The sequence below is a fragment of the Rhodoferax sp. GW821-FHT02C08 genome, from assembly GCF_059421805.1.
The window spans coordinates 1-17,029 of the sequence record NZ_JBWKVR010000021.1 but is presented as its reverse complement, the minus strand read 5'-3'; the positions used below and the strand labels follow the sequence as shown (position 1 = coordinate 17,029).

Below are 17,029 nucleotides of genomic sequence, written 5' to 3'. Positions count from 1 at the left end.
AGTGAAACAAGCCGACCCGCTCGCCCCTGCGAGTCGGATCGGCTTGTGGCACTAGGCTATATCAGCAACAAATTAATTGTTGTTGTCCAACTTGGCGCGCAGCAGGGCGCCCAGGCTGGTGGTGCCGGCGTTTTCACGTGCAGAAGCTTGGCTCAGAGCAGCCATGGCTTCGCCTTGGTCGGCAGCGTCCTTGGCTTTGATGGACAGCTGGATGTTGCGGGTCTTGCGATCCACATTGACCACCACAGCGGTAACTTCGTCGCCTTCTTTCAGCACGTTACGTGCGTCTTCAACGCGGTCACGGCTGATTTCGGAAGCGCGCAGGTAACCGATGATGTCTTCACCCAGGTCGATTTCAGCGCCACGGGCATCCACGGTCTTGACCTTACCGGTAACGGTTTGGCCCTTGTCGTTGATGGTGGTGAAGGTGGTGAATGGATCGCTGTCCAGCTGTTTGATACCCAGCGAGATGCGTTCACGGTCCACGTCCACGGCCAACACGATGGCTTCGACTTCTTGGCCCTTCTTGTAGTTACGCACGGCGGCTTCGCCGGTTTCGTTCCAAGACAGGTCAGACAAATGCACCAGGCCGTCGATACCGGCAGCCAGGCCCACGAACACGCCGAAGTCGGTGATCGACTTGATCGGGCCCTTGACGCGGTCGCCACGCTTGGTGTCTTGCGCGAATTCTTGCCATGGGTTGGCCTTGCACTGCTTCATGCCCAGGCTGATGCGGCGCTTGTCTTCGTCGATTTCCAGAACCATGACTTCGACTTCGTCGCCCAGCGAAACCAGCTTGGCGGGAGCGATGTTCTTGTTGGTCCAGTCCATTTCGGAAACGTGCACCAGGCCTTCGATGCCGGGTTCGAGTTCCACGAATGCACCGTAGTCGGCGATGTTGGTGATCTTGCCGAACAGACGGGTCGATTGTGGGTAGCGGCGGTTCACGCCCATCCATGGATCGTCGCCCATTTGTTTCAGACCCAAGGACACGCGGTTCTTTTCGGTGTCGAACTTGAGGATCTTGGCGGTGATTTCTTGACCCGCTTGCACCACTTCGGATGGGTGGCGAACGCGGCGCCATGCCATGTCGGTGATGTGCAGCAGGCCGTCGATGCCGCCCAGGTCCACGAACGCACCGTATTCGGTAATGTTCTTGACCACGCCGTGTACCACGGAACCTTCTTTCAGGGTTTCCATCAGCTTGGCGCGTTCTTCGCCCATGGAGGCTTCCACCACAGCACGGCGCGACAGCACCACGTTGTTGCGTTTGCGATCCAGCTTGATGACCTTGAATTCCATGGTCTTGTTCTCGTAGGGAGACAAGTCCTTGATGGGGCGGGTGTCGATCAGCGAACCGGGCAGGAATGCGCGGATGCCGTTGACCAGAACGGTCAGGCCGCCCTTGACCTTGCCGGAGGTGGTGCCGGTGACGAATTCGCCGGATTCCAGGGATTTCTCCAGGGACATCCAGGAAGCCAGGCGCTTGGCGGTGTCGCGGCTGACGATGGTGTCGCCATAGCCGTTTTCGATGGCAACGATGGCGACCGAAATGAATTCGCCAACTTGGACTTCAACTTCGCCCTTGTCGGTCTTGAACTCTTCCAGCGGCACGTAGGCTTCGGACTTGAGGCCAGCGTTGACAACCACGAAGCTGTGTTCGATACGGATGACTTCGGCGGTGACGACTTCACCAATGCGCGTTTCCGTGCGAGTTAGCGATTCGGCGAAGAGGTCTGCAAATGATTCTGACATGTGTTTCCTAGTCCACGGAACAGGGGTATACGGGTGCGGGATTGCACCTGCGTGGGGTCTGCCGTGGCGGTGTGGCGGTCGTGTGACCACCGGGGTTACAGGGTTAAAAACCACTCAGCCAGTACGCCTGCGGCGCGGTGGCGGCCAAGTGGGCCTAAAAATACCGTTTCAGGCGGCCCGAAACGGTTGTTTGCTCTGCCACCAGTCCAATACCTGGTCCACCGAGGTTTCGATGGTCATTTCGGAGTTGTCCAGTAGCAGTGCGTCTTGCGCTGGCTTGAGAGGTGCGGTGCTGCGGGAGGAGTCCCGGGCGTCGCGCGCTTCCAAATCAGCACGAAGGTCTTCGAGTGTAGTTGAAATTCCCTTTGAAATCAACTGCTTATGCCGCCGCTCGGCGCGTCGGGCGGCAGTGGCGGTGAGATACACCTTGAGCGGGGCCTGCGGAAAGATCACCGTACCCATATCGCGCCCGTCGGCAACCAGGCCCGGCAAGCGCTGGAAACTGTGCTGCAGGTCCACCAGGGCGAGCCGTACCGAGGGCAAGGCCGAGACTTTGGACGCGTTCATGCCGGCTTCTTCGGTGCGTATCGCCTCTGATACATCGTCCTTGCCCAGCCATACTTTGCCAGCGTCAAAGCGAACCGGCAGGGTTTGGGCCAGGGTGGCGATAGCAGCTTCGTCGGCCGGGGTGATGCTCAGCCCCGCACGCAAAGCCGCCAGCGCGGTGATGCGGTACATGGCGCCCGAATCCAGGAAGTGGTAACCCAGCTTGGCGGCAAGAGCCGCTGCGACCGTGCCTTTGCCCGAGGCGGTCGGCCCGTCGATGCAGACCACCGGGATGTGGGCTGTAGCGGTCTGTGATAGCGCCAGCATGGCCTCGAAGTAGTCGGGGAAGGTTTTGGCCACGCACTTGGGGTCTTCGATGCGCACCGGCAGCTTCGCCGGGTTGAAGGCGGTCAGCGAGAAGCACATCGCCACCCGATGGTCATCGTAGGTATGGATGCTGGCGGCCTTCCAGTCGGCAACCGTTGCGGGTGGCGTGACGCGGATGTAGTCCGCGCCTTCTTCGACGGTGGTGCCGAGCTTGCGCAACTCGGTCGCCATGGCAGCGATGCGATCGGTTTCCTTGACGCGCCAGCTGGCGATATTGCGCAGCGTGGTGGTGCCGTCGGCGTAGAGCGCCATGACGGCCAGAGTCATGGCGGCGTCGGGGATGTGGTTGCAGTCCAGCTCAATGGCCTTCAGCGGCCAGCTGCCACGGCTGACTTCCAGCCAGTTGGGACCACTGGTGATCTGCGCCCCCATTTGCTGCGCGGCGTCGATAAAGCGGATATCGCCCTGGATGGAGGCGGCACCGACACCTTCAATGCGAATTCGGCCGCCAGCGCTGGCAGTAATTGCGCCAAGCGCTATGAAATAGCTAGCAGACGAGGCGTCTGCCTCGACATGGATGTCGCCCGGCGATTGGTAGCGGCTGCCGGCCGGGATGGTAAAGCGGGACCAGCCCTCGCGTTGCACGTTGATGCCAAAGCGCGTCAACAGGTTCAGTGTGATCTCGATGTAGGGCTTGGAGATCAGTTCGCCCACCACGTCTATCACCACGTTCTGCTGGGCGACCAAGGGCAGCGCCATCAGCAGCGCAGTCAGGAACTGGCTGGAGACATCGCCACGCACGCGTATCGGCGCGCCCAGTTGTAACTGGGGCTGGCCAATGCGCAGAGGTGGGTAGCCGTCCTGGCCGGTGTAATCGATCTGGCAGCCTAGTTGGCGCAGTGCATCGACCAGGTCGCCAATCGGGCGTTCGTGCATGCGCGGCACGCCGTGCAGGCGGAAGTCGCCACCCAGCACGGCCAGTGCTGCTGTCAGCGGCCGGATGGCAGTACCGGCGTTGCCCATGAACAGATCGGCCTGCCGGGCGCTGAGTTGGCCGGCGAGTCCGTCGATTTCGACCGTATTGCCGCTGTGGCGGATGCCGCAGCCCAGTTTGCCAAGCGCGTCCAGCATGACGCGGGTGTCGTCCGAGTCCAGCAGGTCGTGAACCCGGGTGGTGCCGCCGCTGAGTGCGGCTAGCAGCAGAACCCGGTTGGAGATGCTTTTGGAGCCAGGGAGTACGACGGTACCGGTGGCACTGTCCAGTGGGGGGAGGTCTAGGAAGGCGGTTGCGAACATCAGGTTTTCTGTTTCATGGAGGCCATGCTCCAGTCGGCGCGGCTGTCGCTGGCATGCTCCAGCATGCTGACCAGCGCGTCCGCGTCGTTGTTGGTGATCATGGTTTCCATGGTCTGCAGGGTGCGCTGGAAGATGCGGGACTGGGCCAGCAGTTCTTCCTTGTTGGCCAGCAGAATATCGCGCCACATATGCGGATCCGATGCGGCAATGCGGGTGAAGTCACGGAAGCCCGGGCCAGCCAGTGCCAGGTATTCCTGGCCCTGGGCTTGGGACACCAGGCCGTGCATCATCGCGAAAGCGATCAGATGCGGCAGGTGGCTGACAGCAGCAAACGTGGCGTCATGCGACTCGGGCGACATCTGCAGCACATTGCAGTCCAGCGCCGTCCAGACTTCGTGGGCGCGGGCCAATTGCTTGGTGAGGGTGCGTTCGATAGGCGTGAGGATGACGTTTTTGCCGCTGTACAAATAGGGGTCGGCAAACTCCACGCCCGACACTTCCTTGCCTGTGATGGGGTGTGCCGGGACGAAGGAGCCGACTTGCTCCTTCAGGGCGCGGCGCGCTGCATCCACCACATCGCGCTTGGTTGAGCCCACATCCATCACCAGGGTGTTGGGTGTGATCAGATGCTTGATGGATTTGAAAGTGGCTTCAGTGGCGGCTACTGGTACGGCCAGCAGGACGATGTCGGCACCGGATACGGCCAGCAGGGCAGACGGCGCTTCCACGTCGATCACGCCCAGTTGACGGGCGCGGCTGGTGGTGGATGGAGATTTGCTGTAACCCACCACGCGTTGGACCAGGCCGGCCTTCTTCATGGCCAGGGCAAATGAGCCGCCCATCAGGCCGCAGCCTATCAGTCCCAGTTGTTCAAACATGTTGCGCCTCGCTTATGGACCGACAGGGTAGGTGCCCAGCACCTTGTAGAACGCACACAGGGCGTGCAATTCTTTCAAGGCTTTGGCGACATGGGGCTGGGAGGGGTGACCGTCCAGATCGATATAGAAATAGTAGTCCCATTGGCCGGTGCGGGCCGGGCGCGATTCGAAGCGCGTCATGGATACGCCATTGGTCTTCAGCGGCACCAGCAAATCGTGCATGGCGCCAGGCTTGTTGGGCACGGACACCACCAAACTGGTGCAGTCTTTGCCGGACGCGGGCGGCGTAGCCAGGGTCTGGGGCAGGCAGATGACGGCAAAGCGGGTGCGGTTGTACGCATCGTCCTGCACCGCATGGGACACGATATGCAGGCCAAACTGGGAGGCGGCTCGCTCACTCGCCAAGGCTGCCCAGGTTGGGTTGGCGGCGGCCAGGCGTGCACCCTCTGCATTGCTGGAGACCGCGCGACGCTCGACATGCGGCAGATGCTGGGTCAGCCAGCCCTGGCACTGGGCCAGAGCCTGGGGGTGGGCCATGACGACTTCGATGTCATCGCGCGAGTTCACCTGGCGCAGCAGGTTGTGGCGTACCAGCAGGCTGACTTCGCCCACGACATGTACCGGGGAGTGCAGGAAGAGGTCGAGAGAGCGCGCAACCATGCCTTCGGTGGAGTTTTCAATCGCCACCACGCCGTACTGGGTAGTGCCTGCGGCAGTAGCGTGGAAGACTTCGTCAAAGTTGGCGCAGTACAGCAGCTCGGCGGCGCTGCCAAAGAATTCGATGGCGGCTTGTTCGGTGAAAGTGCCTTCAGGGCCCAGCACGGCGACGCGTTGCGGTGCTTCGAGCGCCAGGCAGGCGGACATGATTTCGCGCCAAACGGCGGCCACATGTGTGTTCTTTAGCGGGCCGGTATTGGCGTGCTGGATCTTTTCGATCACCTGCGCCACGCGGTCGGGCCGGAAGAAGGGGGAGCCTTCGCGGCGTTTGACCTCACCGACCTGCTCGGCCACCAGCGCCCGGCGGTTCAGCAGTGACAGAAGTTCCTGGTCGATTTGGTCAATCTTGACGCGCAGATCGGCTAGGTCCAGAGGGGCAGAAGCGGGTGTGGCGGCAGTCATGGATCAGGCTTGGGCTTTCTCGAATGCGTGCATATAGTCCACCAGCGCCTGCACGCCGGCCAGCGGCATGGCGTTGTAGATGCTGGCGCGCATGCCGCCGACCGATTTGTGGCCTTTGAGCTGAAGCAAGCCGCGTGCCTTGGCGCCTTCCAGGAAGGCATCGTTGCGGCTTTCATCGCGCAGGAAGAAAGGCACGTTCATGCGTGAGCGGCAGCTGGGGTCTACCTTGTTGAAGTACAGCTGTGACTGGTCGATGCTGCGGTATAGCAGCTCGGCCTTGGCGATGTTGCGTTGTTCCATGGCTTCGATGCCGTGCAGGCCGTTCTCGGTCTGCCGCTTCAGCCACTGGAATACCAGGCCCGCCATATAAATGGCGTAGGTGGGTGGGGTGTTGAACATGGACTGGTTCTCGGCCACGGTCGCGTAGTTGAATGCGCTGGGGCAGATGGGCAGTGCATGGCCTAGCAGGTCTTCACGCACGACCACCACGGTCAGGCCTGCGGGGCCTAGGTTCTTCTGGGCGCCGCCAAAGGCCAAGCCGACCTTGCTCCAGTCCACGGGGCGCGAGGCCACATGGGACGAGAAGTCCACCACCAATGGGGCTTTGCTGCCCAGGGCCTGGAGGTCAGGCAGGGTCTGGAATTCGACGCCGTCTATGGTTTCATTGCTGCAGATGTGCACGTACTGGGCATCGGCGCTGAGCTGCCAGCTGGTAGGGGCGGGCAGGCTGGTGTAGCTCTGGGCTTCGCCGCTGGCGGCGATATGTACCTGGGCGTATTTGCGGGCCTCTTTTTGCGACTTCTGGCTCCAGCTGCCGGTGACCACGCAATCGACGGCGCCGCCACGCGACAGGTTCAGTGGCACGATGGCGTTTTCGCCCAGGCCGCCACCTTGCATGAACAGAATCTTGAATTCGGGTGGCACCGCCATCAGCGCGCGGAAGTCGGCCTTGGTCTGCGCGTAGATCGACAAAAATTCTTTGCCGCGGTGGCTCATCTCCATCACGCCCATACCGCTGCCGTGCCAGTCCAACATTTCGGCGGCGGCCTGGGTCAATACTTCCTCGGGGATGGCCGCAGGGCCGGCTGAAAAGTTGAATGGGCGGGTCATGCGATTTACAGGTTAAATAGGCCTCCAACGCACATTTAACATGCGTGAGGTGCTATTAAATTGATAGTTGACTGCGCTTATGCCTCGGGCGTCTCGTCGCCTGCCGCATCTCCACCACCGGCGGCATCTGCCTCGCCTGCTTCGGGAGTCGCGACATTCGCATCGTTTTCGACGATGCGTTGGAGGCCGCTGAGCTTGGAGCCTTCGTCCAGGCCGATCAGGGTTACGCCCTGGGTGGCACGGCCGAGTTCGCGGATCTCGCTGACGCGGGTGCGCACCAGTACGCCCTTGTCGGTGATCAGCATGATCTCGTCGTCGGCATGCACCAGGGTGGCTGCCACGACACGGCCATTGCGCTCGCTTTGCTGGATGGCGATCATGCCCTTGGTGCCGCGGCCGTGGCGGGTGTATTCGGTGATGCTGGTGCGTTTGCCGTAGCCGTTCAGGGTGGCGGTCAGCACGCTTTGCTGCTCGTCTTCGGCGACCAGCATGGCGATGACGGTCTGGCCTTCTTCGAGCATCATGCCGCGCACGCCGCGGGCATTGCGGCCCATGGGACGCACATCGTTTTCGTCAAAGCGCACAGCCTTGCCGCCGTCGCTGAACAGCATCACATCGTGCTTGCCGTCAGTCAGCGCCGCGCCGATCAGGAAATCGCCCGGGTCCAGGTCCACGGCAATGATGCCGGCCTTGCGTGGGTTGCTGAAATCTTCCAATGGGGTCTTCTTGACCGTACCCATGCTGGTGGACATGAAGACGTATTGGTCGGCGGGGAATTTGCGAGCGGCGCCGGTCAGCGCCAGTACGACGTTGATCTTCTCTCCGTCCTGCAGCGGGAACATATTGACGATGGGACGGCCACGTGAACCACGCGAACCCTGCGGTACTTCCCAGACCTTGAGCCAGTACAGGCGGCCTCGGTTCGAGAAGCACAGGATGTAGTCGTGTGTGTTGGCGATGAACAGCTGATCGACCCAGTCGTCTTCTTTGGTGGCAGTGGCTTGTTTGCCGCGTCCACCACGCTTTTGTGCCCGGTATTCAGAGAGCGGTTGGCTCTTGATATAGCCGCTGTGCGACAGGGTCACGACCATGTCGGTGGGAGTAATCAGGTCTTCAGTGCTCAGGTCGAATGAGCTGTGCTCGACCAGGCTGCGGCGTGCGCCGATCTTGGTTTGGCCAAATTCCAGTTTGATCGCTGTCAGTTCTTCGCCAATGATGGCGGACACGCGTTCTGGTTTGGCCAGGATGTCCAGGAAATCTTCAATCTCGGACATCACCTCTTTGTATTCGGCAACGATCTTGTCCTGTTCTAGGCCGGTCAGGCGCTGCAGGCGCATCTGCAAAATTTCTTGCGCTTGCACTTCGGACAGGCGGTACAGACCGTCCTTGCCCATACCCAGTTCTTTGTCCAGGCCGTCCGGGCGGTAGTCGTCAACATTCACCATGCCGCCGTCGGCGCGGGTGCGAGTCAGCATTTCACGCACCAGTTTGCTGTCCCATGGCTTGGCCATCAGCTCCAGCTTGGCGACAGGTGGCGTAGGTGCATTGCGGATGATGGCAATGAAGTCGTCGATATTGGCCAGGGCGACTGCTAGGCCTTCCAGCACATGGCCGCGTTCGCGGGCTTTGCGCAGGTTGAAGATGGTGCGGCGGGTGACGACTTCGCGGCGGTGCTCCAGGAAGACTTCGATCAGGTCTTTCAGGTTGCACAGCTTGGGCTGGCCGTTCACCAAGGCCACCATATTCATGCCGAAGGTGTCTTGAAGTTGTGTCTGTTTGTAAAGGTTGTTTAAAACAACTTCAGGAACTTCGCCGCGTTTGAGCTCAATCACCAGGCGCATACCGGACTTGTCCGATTCGTCCTGGATGTGGCTGATACCTTCAATTTTTTTCTCGTGCACCAGCTCGGCCATGCGTTCTTGCAAGGTTTTCTTATTGCACTGGTAGGGCAGCTCGTCCACGATGATGGCTTGGCGCTGGCCCTTATCGATATCTTCAAAGTGGCACTTGGCGCGCATCACCACGCGGCCACGGCCGGTGCGGTAGCCGTCTTTTACGCCGTTGATACCGTAAATGATGCCGGCGGTAGGGAAGTCGGGCGCGGGAATGATTTCCATCAGCTCGTCCACGCTGGCCTGCGGGTTGCGCAGCAGGTGCAGGCAACCATCTACCACTTCATTCAAATTGTGCGGCGGGATATTGGTCGCCATACCCACGGCAATGCCAGACGAGCCATTCACTAATAAGTTAGGGAAGCGGGCTGGCATGACCAGCGGCTCTTGCTCGCTGCCATCGTAGTTGGGGCCGAAATCTACCGTTTCTTTGTCCAGATCCGCCAGCAGTTCGTGGGCGATCTTGGACATGCGGATTTCGGTGTAACGCATGGCGGCCGCGTTGTCGCCGTCCACTGAGCCGAAATTACCCTGGCCATCGACCAGCATATGGCGCAGCGAAAAGTCCTGCGCCATGCGGACGATGGTTTCATAGACCGCGCTGTCACCGTGCGGGTGGTACTTACCAATCACGTCGCCGACGATACGTGCCGACTTCTTATAAGCGCGGTTCCAGTCGTTGTTCAGCTCATGCATGGCAAACAATACCCGGCGGTGCACGGGCTTGAGGCCATCGCGTGCATCGGGCAGGGCACGGCCCACAATCACACTCATCGCGTAGTCGAGGTAACTCCGGCGCATTTCCTCTTCAAGACTGATGGGCAGGGTTTCTTTGGCGAACTGGGTCATGGAGTGCAAACGTGGTGCGAGAGGAAGTATGGGATTTTACGGCCAAGTGACTGTCGCTACGCAGCAACACATACGCGGTGCGCGCATGCCTGGCTTCGCGATAGCCTGTTGTCCTACTCGTTTCCCCTTACGCGTGTGGCACAATTCAACGAACGTTTGCAGTGATGGTCACTGCAGGCGTCCCTTATTGCAGCGCTGCTGCAGCTTTTTCCCCCAGAGGAGAACCATGAAGAAATTAAACAAAGTGGCGATGTTGTTTGCCTCCGCAGCGCTTGTGACCGCCGCTGGTGCGCAGTCTGTTGACAATTGGAAGAACGGCACGAACGAGCTGGTCTGGAAGAATGGCACGAATGAACTGTGCTGGCGCGATGCCAACTGGACGCCTGCAACGGCTGCTCCTGGCTGCGATGGCGCTATTGTTCCTGCTGCTGCACCAGCTCCTGCTGCTGCTCCCGCACCAGCTCCTGTTGCTGCTCCCGCACCAGCTCCTGCTGCTGCCGTGGTTCCAGCTCCTATGGTTGCGGAAAAGGTAACCTACGCTGCTGATGCCTTCTTTGACTTCAACAAGTCTGTACTGAAGCCAGAAGGCAAGGCTAAGCTGGACGATCTGGTCAGCAAGGTCAAGGGCATCAACCTGGAAGTGATTATTGCCGTGGGTCACACCGACTCCGTGGGCAGCGATGCTTACAACCAAAAGCTGTCGGTTCGTCGTTCCGAAGCCGTGAAGGCTTACTTGGTGTCTAACGGCATCGAAAAGAACCGCGTTTACACCGAAGGCAAGGGCGAGAAGCAACCTGTGGCAGACAACAAGACTGCTGAAGGCCGCGCCAAGAACCGCCGTGTTGAAATCGAAGTGGTTGGTACGCGCAACAAGTAATTTATCTGGAGCCGCGCTGAAGTATTTTGGCGTTGCATAGATAAAGACTCGGCTAAATGCCAGTCAAAAAAGCCTCCTTCGGGAGGCTTTTTTGCGTCTGTATGGCACGATCGCGAGCCAAGCCAGCGTGTGTAATCTGCGAAAATCATGGAATGAATCCAAGCCTGAATGCTGATCCGGCCGAACTGGCCAAGTTTTCTGAGTTAGCCCATCGTTGGTGGGATAAGGACAGCGAGTTCCGTCCTCTGCACCAGATCAACCCCTTGCGCCTGGCGTGGATGGACGGCTTGGCCTCGTTCAAGGGTAAGCGGGTGCTGGATATTGGTTGTGGCGGTGGCATATTGACCGACTCCATCGCCAGAGCCGGGGGGGACGCGGTAGGCATCGACCTGTCGAGTAAAGCCCTCAAAGTTGCGCAGTTGCATGCTCTTGAGTCAGGGACACCCAGGGTTCAATACCGGGAAATCAGCGCTGAAAATATGGCTGTTGAGCAAGCGGGCAGTTTTGATGTGGTGACATGCATGGAAATGCTGGAGCATGTGCCGGATCCCGCCTCTGTAGTGCGGGCCTGTTCGACTTTGGTCAAGCCTGGTGGGTGGGTATTTTTTTCCACCATCCACCGCAGTGCAAAATCTTTCCTAATGGCCATTGTGGGTGCCGAGTATGTGCTCAACATGTTGCCGCGTGGTACGCATGAGTACGCCAAAATGATCCGTCCTAGCGAGCTTGCAGCGTATTGCCGCTCAGCAGATCTGGCACTGAGCCATACCTGTGGATTGGAGTTCAATCCCGTGACCCAGCGTTATGCCTTGAGTGCGGACACCAGTGTGAACTATATGTTTGCGACGCAAAAGCTATGACATCTTCATTTGGTTCCCAGTTTCAGAATGTCCGGGCGATTTTGTTTGATCTGGATGGCACTTTGGTGGACAGCGCACCAGACCTTTCGGCGGCGGCGGACAAAATGCGTACAGATCGAGGCCTCTCCTCTTATCCGGCGGAGCGTTACCGGCCTATGGTCGGTGCGGGTGCGCGAGGCATGCTCGGTATCGCCTTCGGTATACAGCCCGACCATTCCGACTACGCGCTGATGCGAGAAGAGTTTTTCAGCAACTATGAGCAACGCTTGACGCTTCAAACCTATGCATTTGATGGCATACCTGCTTTGTTGCAGGAACTTACTGGGCGACAGCTCGCCTGGGGAGTGGTCACCAATAAATCAGAGCGATTTGCGATTCCTTTGACCCAGGCCATGCCGATTTTTGCATCTGCAGGAGCGGTTGTGGGCGGGGATTCGACCCCACATGCCAAACCCCACCCTGAACCTTTGTTTGAGGCGGCGCGTCGCTTGGGGGTCACCCCCGAGAGTTGTGTATATGTGGGTGATGATGAGCGTGATATTGTCGCGGGCTTGGCTGCGGGTATGTACACGGTGGCGGCAGCGTATGGCTACCTTGGAAACAATGCCGACATTGCCCAGTGGGGTGCGCACCAGGTGATCCATGCGCCGGAAGAGTTGCTGCTATGGCTGCCAAATGCGCAGGCAGGATTCGTCGTTTAAAATAGGCAAATTGGGGCTGCACTGGTTTCGACGTGGGTTCGGACGCGCAGCAGGGCATGTCGAGGTTCTGTCACCTCGTAAAACAGCAGAAAAAACCTAACTGCAAACGACGAACGTTTCGCACTCGCCGCTTAATTGCGCGTGAGCCTCGCAACAGCAAGCCAATAGGCTGGGCAAGGGTTGCAATGCCGCAAGGTATTGCAGTCCAGGCTGCGGGGTAATTTTATTTGGCTGGAGGCGCGCTGGGTAACTTAGTGCGTTTCGAGAAAATAGGTTACTGGCGTTTTGCATAGCGTGCCACTGCGCGATGTAAAAGGCGAGACTTAAACCAGATGGCTACACATGTAGAACTGTTCGAAGAAGGCTTGCGGACGGGGGTTCAAATCCCCCCGGCTCCACCATCACAAACGACAAAGGCCGCTAACTAGAGATAGTTAGCGGCATTTTTCATTGCTAAATCAATGCCTTACAGGGCAATAGCGTACAACAAGCGATATTGACAGGCATGGCAAAGCGGGGGAACATCCGGGGGAACAAGTGGGGGTAAATCGGGTTTATGGGTGTTTTGTTCCCCCATTTCCCAATGAAAACCCCTTCGTTCCCCCACCGTACCCGGAGTTGTTCCCCCATGCTGACGGATGCCGAATGCAAAAACGCTACCTGCCCACCTGAAAAGACCCGTGCGAGGCTCGCTTGTTCTGGTGGCTTGTATCTGGAGATAAGCCCAGCGGGCTCCAAGCGGTGGTTTTGGAAGTACCGCAAGGACGGCAAAGAAGGGCGCATGGCACTGGGTAGCTACCCCAGCGTTAGCGCCAGGATGCCCGCGCGGCAAGGGATAAGGCGAAGCTCCAGAAATCGGGCGGGAGTGATCCAGTGCAGGCCCGCAAGATCGAAAACCTGAAAGGCAATCGAACGGCTGGCGACACCTTCAAGGCGATCGCTCTTGAGTGGTACGCCAAGCAAGCCCCGCAGTGGAGCACCAGCCATGCCGAACGGTCTTTGCGACAGTTGGAACGTGACCTGTTCCCGTGGATTGGCGAGCGAGCCATGGCGGATATCCATGCCATGGAGCTACTGGCCGCCCTACAAAAGGTGGAAGAACGCGGCGCGCTGGAAACGGCCGACCGGGTGCTGATGCTCGCCCGCCAGATATGGGAATACTGGCTGCCCACCACCAATGCGCAGCAACGCAATATCGCCGACGGGCTGAAAAGCCGGCTCACCCCTTACCGCGGCAAGACCTTTGCCGCCATCGTGGAGCCGGCGCGTCTGGGCGATCTGTTGCGGGCCATCAAGACTTACAAGGGTGGGCCACTGGTACGCACGGCGCTACAGCTTGCCCCGTTGCTGTACCAGCGCCCTGGCAATCTCCGGGATATGGAGTGGGCCGAATTGGACCTGGATGCCGCTTTGTGGACCATCCCCAGCATGAAGATGAAGCGCACCAAGGTCGAAAAAGAGCAGGGGGAGGCACATGTTGTGCCGCTGCCAACTCAGGCCGTCGCCATGCTGCGCAACCTACATCCGCTGACCGGTCACGGGCGCTATGTCTTTCCTGGTGAGCGCAGCCATGACCGGCCGCTGTCTGATAACTCCGTGCGCAGTGCCTTGTACGCGTTGGGCTTTGGCACAGAGCAAACCTGGCACGGGTTTCGGGCTACGGCCCGGACGATGCTGGTGGACCAGCTGAATTTAGACCCGCTGGCCATCGAGGCGAATCTGGCACATGCTGTGAAGGATACCAACGGGCGCAGTTACAACCGCACCCAGTACCTCAAGCAGCGCTTCGACCAGATCCAGCTGTGGGCCGATTACCTGGACAAGCTGGCTACCGGGGCTGACGTGTTGCAGTTGCGGGCGGCATAGAGGTTTTGCAGCCACGCCTAGCCTTGGAGTAATTAACCAGGGCGAAAACCGGGACTCCCTGACCTGGCGGCGTTGGCTTCTTTCTTAGGGCGTGATACGACAGGGATGCCGGCGATGAAACCCAAATACCCAGCGAATGCTTGGGCCGTAGACCAATGCGACCCAGACAACTGGATGAAGATCCCGGAGTTTGATGTAAATCCGAAGGATGTGAGCTTTGAGGGATTTGGAATTGCCATTGTCTCTCCTGGGTCAGGAAGACTTCTTGAACGGCACGAGAACATCCGTCAACTGGTCAAAATAGTTCGATCAAAGATTCGCGAACGATTCACTTCGTTGCTCGATGTTCATGCTGCACATCTACGTGTGCTCGATGTTGTATTTCCTCGAAGTGGTGAACAGCCGATAGCAAGTGAGATCGATGGTCTATCGCCAGACGATTTGCGTGCTTCCTTTTATGTTTTCACCATGCAGCAACTGCAGGATGCCGCCAGTGATTTTTATTCTGCAGGTTCTCGGAAGCCGGCGGGCAATGCAGCTGTGCAATTGAGCTACGCGGCTCTATGGATCGCACAATGGGTGAACGGGGATGCCAATTCCCTCGCTAGGTCGTTGCAAAGTGCGGCTATGGCAAGTTCTGATCGAGGTCGTAAGGCTGCAGAAGCATTACATAACAAGCCTGGCGGGAATCGAGAAAAACGCGATGCCATCCGCGCTACATGGGCTAGCGGGAAATATTCGAGCCGTGATATCTGTGCTGAGCAAGAGTGCGCAGCCTTAGGTATGTCATTCAGTGCGGCGCGTAAGGCGCTGAGAAACACGGAGTCACCAGCTTAGCTGCTGCATCGCATTGGCTAGCCTCTGCATCGCATTAGGTATTCAGTAAAGTAGTCTGAAAACCGAGCATTCACCCCATCGAAACAACGGCTGACAAAGCCGGATAGATAGGGGTAAGCAATGTCAATCTTACGCATGCCGGCTGTTAAGGCCGAAACCGGGCACCGCAGCCACGCCAGCATCTACACCGCCATCCGTGCCGGGCTATTCACAAAGCCTGTGCCTATTGGTGAGCGGTCTGTGGGCTGGCCTTCATCGGAGGTTGCCGCGATCAATGCTGCTCGCATCGCCGGGCAGACACAGGTGCAAATTAAAGAATTGGTGAATCGCCTGCATGCCAAGCGCGCGGACGCCATGGACGGTGTCGCAGCATGAGCCCCCGCCACATCTGCTCCGACCTGACCGAGCAGGCAGGCGCAAAAAATGGCCTCCAACCCCTGCCGCTTGTCATCAAAGACATGCCCCGAGTCGACAGTCGATTGCTGGCCGCCAATATTGGTAACCAACATCACAACACGCTGGCGTTGATCGATCGCTACGCCGACCAGATGGCAGCATTCGGAAAGATTCTGTTTAAAACGGAACCTTTGCCTGATAGCCGGACCAGGCAGAAAGAGCGCTTCGCCCTGCTCAACGAGGATCAGGCGTTCTTCCTGGTGGCACTGTCCCGCAACAGCCCCCGCGTGGTGGAGCTGAAGGGCAAGCTGGTAAAGGCGTTCGCTGAGGCCCGCCGCGCCGCGCAGGTGCACGCGACGGAATACCTGCCCGGCTACCACGAGCTGCACGATCAATTGCACGCCCTGGCCGCAGGTTCGCCGAACGAGCGCTTTTCGCACATGAACCTGAACAAGCTGGTCAACCGCGTGGTGGGCATCGGCGCTGGACAGCGTGCCGGCCTGCAAGCGCCGAAGCAATCCCTGTTGATTGTGGCGCAGGATCTGGCCGCCAAAGCAATGCATGGTGCTGCAAACCACCATGAGGCCTACGCGGAAGCCAAGGCCGTGCTTGGCAATTTAGGCCGTGCGCTGGAGGTGTTGAAATGAGCCATCCAGAAACCAACCCCGGAAATGAAAAATCCCCTGGACGGCCATCCAAGGGATCTAGAAAAGCACTCAACAGCGCGAAGCCTACCAGCGCCAATGCTCAGCACAAGCGGATTATTCAGGCTCTGCGCCGCAGGCCGCAAACCTCCTATGACTTGCGCCGCCTGGGCTGCTACCAATGCCCGGCACGCATCAAGGAGCTGCGCGACAAGTTCAATTTTGGAATTAGCACCGACCCGGTAACCATCTTTGACCGTGACGGCTACGAGCATCGTGGGGTGGCGTTGTACTCCCTGGTTAGCGAGCCGCCTGGAGATCCGCTGGGAATATTGGTTGATCCCTTGGGTGATGGACCGCTCGACAGCAGCGCGGGGGCGCTGGAGGCTCATGGCGAATGGTCGTAACCCTGGCCGCAAAGGTGATTCTGGGCGCGATGCGGGCGGGTTTGCTGCCATGCCATGGTCCGTCCTGGATTGCTCCGCCTACGCTGGCTTGTCGCATCCTGCGCGTGCTCTGCTCTTTGAGTTTGCGCGTCAGTTCGTTCGCGACAACAACGGGCGGCTGCTGGCGTCTGCTGCCTACCTGGCCAAACGTGGTTGGAAGAGCACTGACGTGATCACCCGGGCCAAGCGCGAGTTGCTGGAGGCTGGTTTCATCTTTGAGACAGTCAAGGGCCATCGCCCCAATAGAGCCAGCTGGTATGCCGTTACGTGGCGGACCCTCGACCGCATTCCCGGTTACGACGTGGGCACGTTGGAGACATTCAGGCGCGGAGCGTACCAAGATTCTGCCCTGCTCAAAAACGCACCTCTTACTCCGTCTCGCGGTGTAGAGAGGCCTCCTATTGCACCGTCTCACGGTGTAGGGAAGGTGTCGCCTACACCGTCTCACGGTGCTATCCGGGCCACTTTTGCCCATCTCTCTACACCGTCTCACGGAGACCATCTAGAGAAGCCATCTGTACATGCAGCACACACCACTCATTGAAAGGCTCGCGCCATGAACGACGCACCCAAACTCACACACCATCCGTTGACAGTCGAATGCTTCACCGACGAGCAGGGCCAGGCCAT

At 59.1% G+C, this 17,029-nt stretch carries 13 protein-coding genes, 1 other RNA gene and 1 pseudogene; 9 read left to right on the top strand and 6 right to left on the bottom strand.

Annotation, left to right across the window (positions count from 1 at the left end; translation table 11 throughout):
- Positions 1-72 precede the first annotated feature (72 nt).
- The 6 genes from rpsA to gyrA all read right to left on the bottom strand — a co-directional run bounded on the left by rpsA (position 73) and on the right by gyrA (position 9,772).
- On the bottom strand, positions 73-1,755 hold the full coding sequence (gene rpsA / locus AC07VY_RS20910) for a 30S ribosomal protein S1 (protein WP_495074751.1): 1,683 nt from the start codon (positions 1,753-1,755) through the stop codon (positions 73-75).
- Between the two features lie 168 nt (positions 1,756-1,923).
- The gene (locus AC07VY_RS20905) at positions 1,924-3,924 is read right to left on the bottom strand and encodes a bifunctional 3-phosphoshikimate 1-carboxyvinyltransferase/cytidylate kinase (RefSeq protein WP_495099138.1); all 2,001 of its coding nucleotides are present in this window, start codon (positions 3,922-3,924) and stop codon (positions 1,924-1,926) included.
- Positions 3,924-4,802 (bottom strand): prephenate dehydrogenase, encoded by an 879-nt coding sequence (locus tag AC07VY_RS20900; RefSeq protein WP_490590425.1) that lies wholly within the window; start codon positions 4,800-4,802, stop codon positions 3,924-3,926. The genes AC07VY_RS20905 and AC07VY_RS20900 overlap by 1 nt, the downstream gene beginning before the upstream one ends.
- A gap of 12 nt (positions 4,803-4,814) precedes the next feature.
- Positions 4,815-5,921 carry a prephenate dehydratase gene (gene pheA / locus AC07VY_RS20895; RefSeq protein ID WP_495074749.1) on the bottom strand — a complete coding sequence of 369 codons (1,107 nt, stop codon included), beginning with the start codon at positions 5,919-5,921 and terminating at the stop codon, positions 4,815-4,817.
- Positions 5,922-5,924: 3 nt separating this feature from the next.
- Positions 5,925-7,031, bottom strand: coding sequence for a 3-phosphoserine/phosphohydroxythreonine transaminase (serC, locus tag AC07VY_RS20890; RefSeq protein ID WP_495099137.1), 1,107 nt, complete (start codon positions 7,029-7,031; stop codon positions 5,925-5,927).
- A gap of 77 nt (positions 7,032-7,108) precedes the next feature.
- A complete protein-coding gene (gene gyrA, locus AC07VY_RS20885; RefSeq protein WP_495074747.1) occupies positions 7,109-9,772 on the bottom strand; it encodes a DNA gyrase subunit A in 2,664 nt (887 codons plus the stop codon).
- Between the two features lie 226 nt (positions 9,773-9,998).
- Here gyrA and ompA point away from each other — a divergent pair, with 226 nt between their 5' ends.
- The 9 genes and pseudogenes from ompA to AC07VY_RS20840 all read left to right on the top strand — a co-directional run bounded on the left by ompA (position 9,999) and on the right by AC07VY_RS20840 (position 16,360).
- A complete protein-coding gene (gene ompA, locus AC07VY_RS20880) occupies positions 9,999-10,649 on the top strand; it encodes an outer membrane protein OmpA (RefSeq protein ID WP_495099136.1) in 651 nt (216 codons plus the stop codon).
- A gap of 152 nt (positions 10,650-10,801) precedes the next feature.
- Positions 10,802-11,509: a bifunctional 2-polyprenyl-6-hydroxyphenol methylase/3-demethylubiquinol 3-O-methyltransferase UbiG gene (gene ubiG, locus AC07VY_RS20875; protein WP_495099135.1), complete on the top strand. Its 708-nt coding sequence runs from the start codon at positions 10,802-10,804 to the stop codon at positions 11,507-11,509.
- Complete coding sequence (locus tag AC07VY_RS20870) at positions 11,506-12,210, top strand: HAD family hydrolase (protein ID WP_495099134.1); 705 nt, start codon at positions 11,506-11,508, stop codon at positions 12,208-12,210. Before ubiG ends, AC07VY_RS20870 begins: the two co-directional genes overlap by 4 nt.
- Before the next feature lie 12 nt (positions 12,211-12,222).
- Positions 12,223-12,611: a transfer-messenger RNA gene (ssrA, locus tag AC07VY_RS20865) on the top strand.
- A 227-nt stretch (positions 12,612-12,838) separates the two neighbouring features.
- Positions 12,839-14,076: pseudogene (locus tag AC07VY_RS20860) on the top strand (tyrosine-type recombinase/integrase).
- Positions 14,077-14,190: 114 nt separating this feature from the next.
- Positions 14,191-14,913 carry a hypothetical protein gene (locus AC07VY_RS20855; protein ID WP_495099133.1) on the top strand — a complete coding sequence of 241 codons (723 nt, stop codon included), beginning with the start codon at positions 14,191-14,193 and terminating at the stop codon, positions 14,911-14,913.
- A 120-nt stretch (positions 14,914-15,033) separates the two neighbouring features.
- On the top strand, positions 15,034-15,288 hold the full coding sequence (locus tag AC07VY_RS20850; protein ID WP_495099132.1) for a helix-turn-helix transcriptional regulator: 255 nt from the start codon (positions 15,034-15,036) through the stop codon (positions 15,286-15,288).
- Entirely contained in the window at positions 15,285-15,956 is a 672-nt protein-coding gene (locus AC07VY_RS20845; RefSeq protein ID WP_495099131.1) for a Rha family transcriptional regulator, read from the top strand. Before AC07VY_RS20850 ends, AC07VY_RS20845 begins: the two co-directional genes overlap by 4 nt.
- Positions 15,953-16,360: a helix-turn-helix domain-containing protein gene (locus tag AC07VY_RS20840; protein ID WP_495099130.1), complete on the top strand. Its 408-nt coding sequence runs from the start codon at positions 15,953-15,955 to the stop codon at positions 16,358-16,360. Before AC07VY_RS20845 ends, AC07VY_RS20840 begins: the two co-directional genes overlap by 4 nt.
- Positions 16,361-17,029 lie beyond the last annotated feature (669 nt).

Coding starts and splice junctions, on each gene's coding strand:
- rpsA (WP_495074751.1), bottom strand. CDS start 1,755: ATGTCAGAATCATTTGCAGACCTCTTCGCCGAATCGCTAACTCGCACG.
- AC07VY_RS20905 (WP_495099138.1), bottom strand. CDS start 3,924: ATGTTCGCAACCGCCTTCCTAGACCTCCCCCCACTGGACAGTGCCACC.
- AC07VY_RS20900 (WP_490590425.1), bottom strand. CDS start 4,802: ATGTTTGAACAACTGGGACTGATAGGCTGCGGCCTGATGGGCGGCTCA.
- pheA (WP_495074749.1), bottom strand. CDS start 5,921: ATGACTGCCGCCACACCCGCTTCTGCCCCTCTGGACCTAGCCGATCTG.
- serC (WP_495099137.1), bottom strand. CDS start 7,031: ATGACCCGCCCATTCAACTTTTCAGCCGGCCCTGCGGCCATCCCCGAG.
- gyrA (WP_495074747.1), bottom strand. CDS start 9,772: ATGACCCAGTTCGCCAAAGAAACCCTGCCCATCAGTCTTGAAGAGGAA.
- ompA (WP_495099136.1), top strand. CDS start 9,999: ATGAAGAAATTAAACAAAGTGGCGATGTTGTTTGCCTCCGCAGCGCTT.
- ubiG (WP_495099135.1), top strand. CDS start 10,802: ATGAATCCAAGCCTGAATGCTGATCCGGCCGAACTGGCCAAGTTTTCT.
- AC07VY_RS20870 (WP_495099134.1), top strand. CDS start 11,506: ATGACATCTTCATTTGGTTCCCAGTTTCAGAATGTCCGGGCGATTTTG.
- AC07VY_RS20855 (WP_495099133.1), top strand. CDS start 14,191: ATGAAACCCAAATACCCAGCGAATGCTTGGGCCGTAGACCAATGCGAC.
- AC07VY_RS20850 (WP_495099132.1), top strand. CDS start 15,034: ATGTCAATCTTACGCATGCCGGCTGTTAAGGCCGAAACCGGGCACCGC.
- AC07VY_RS20845 (WP_495099131.1), top strand. CDS start 15,285: ATGAGCCCCCGCCACATCTGCTCCGACCTGACCGAGCAGGCAGGCGCA.
- AC07VY_RS20840 (WP_495099130.1), top strand. CDS start 15,953: ATGAGCCATCCAGAAACCAACCCCGGAAATGAAAAATCCCCTGGACGG.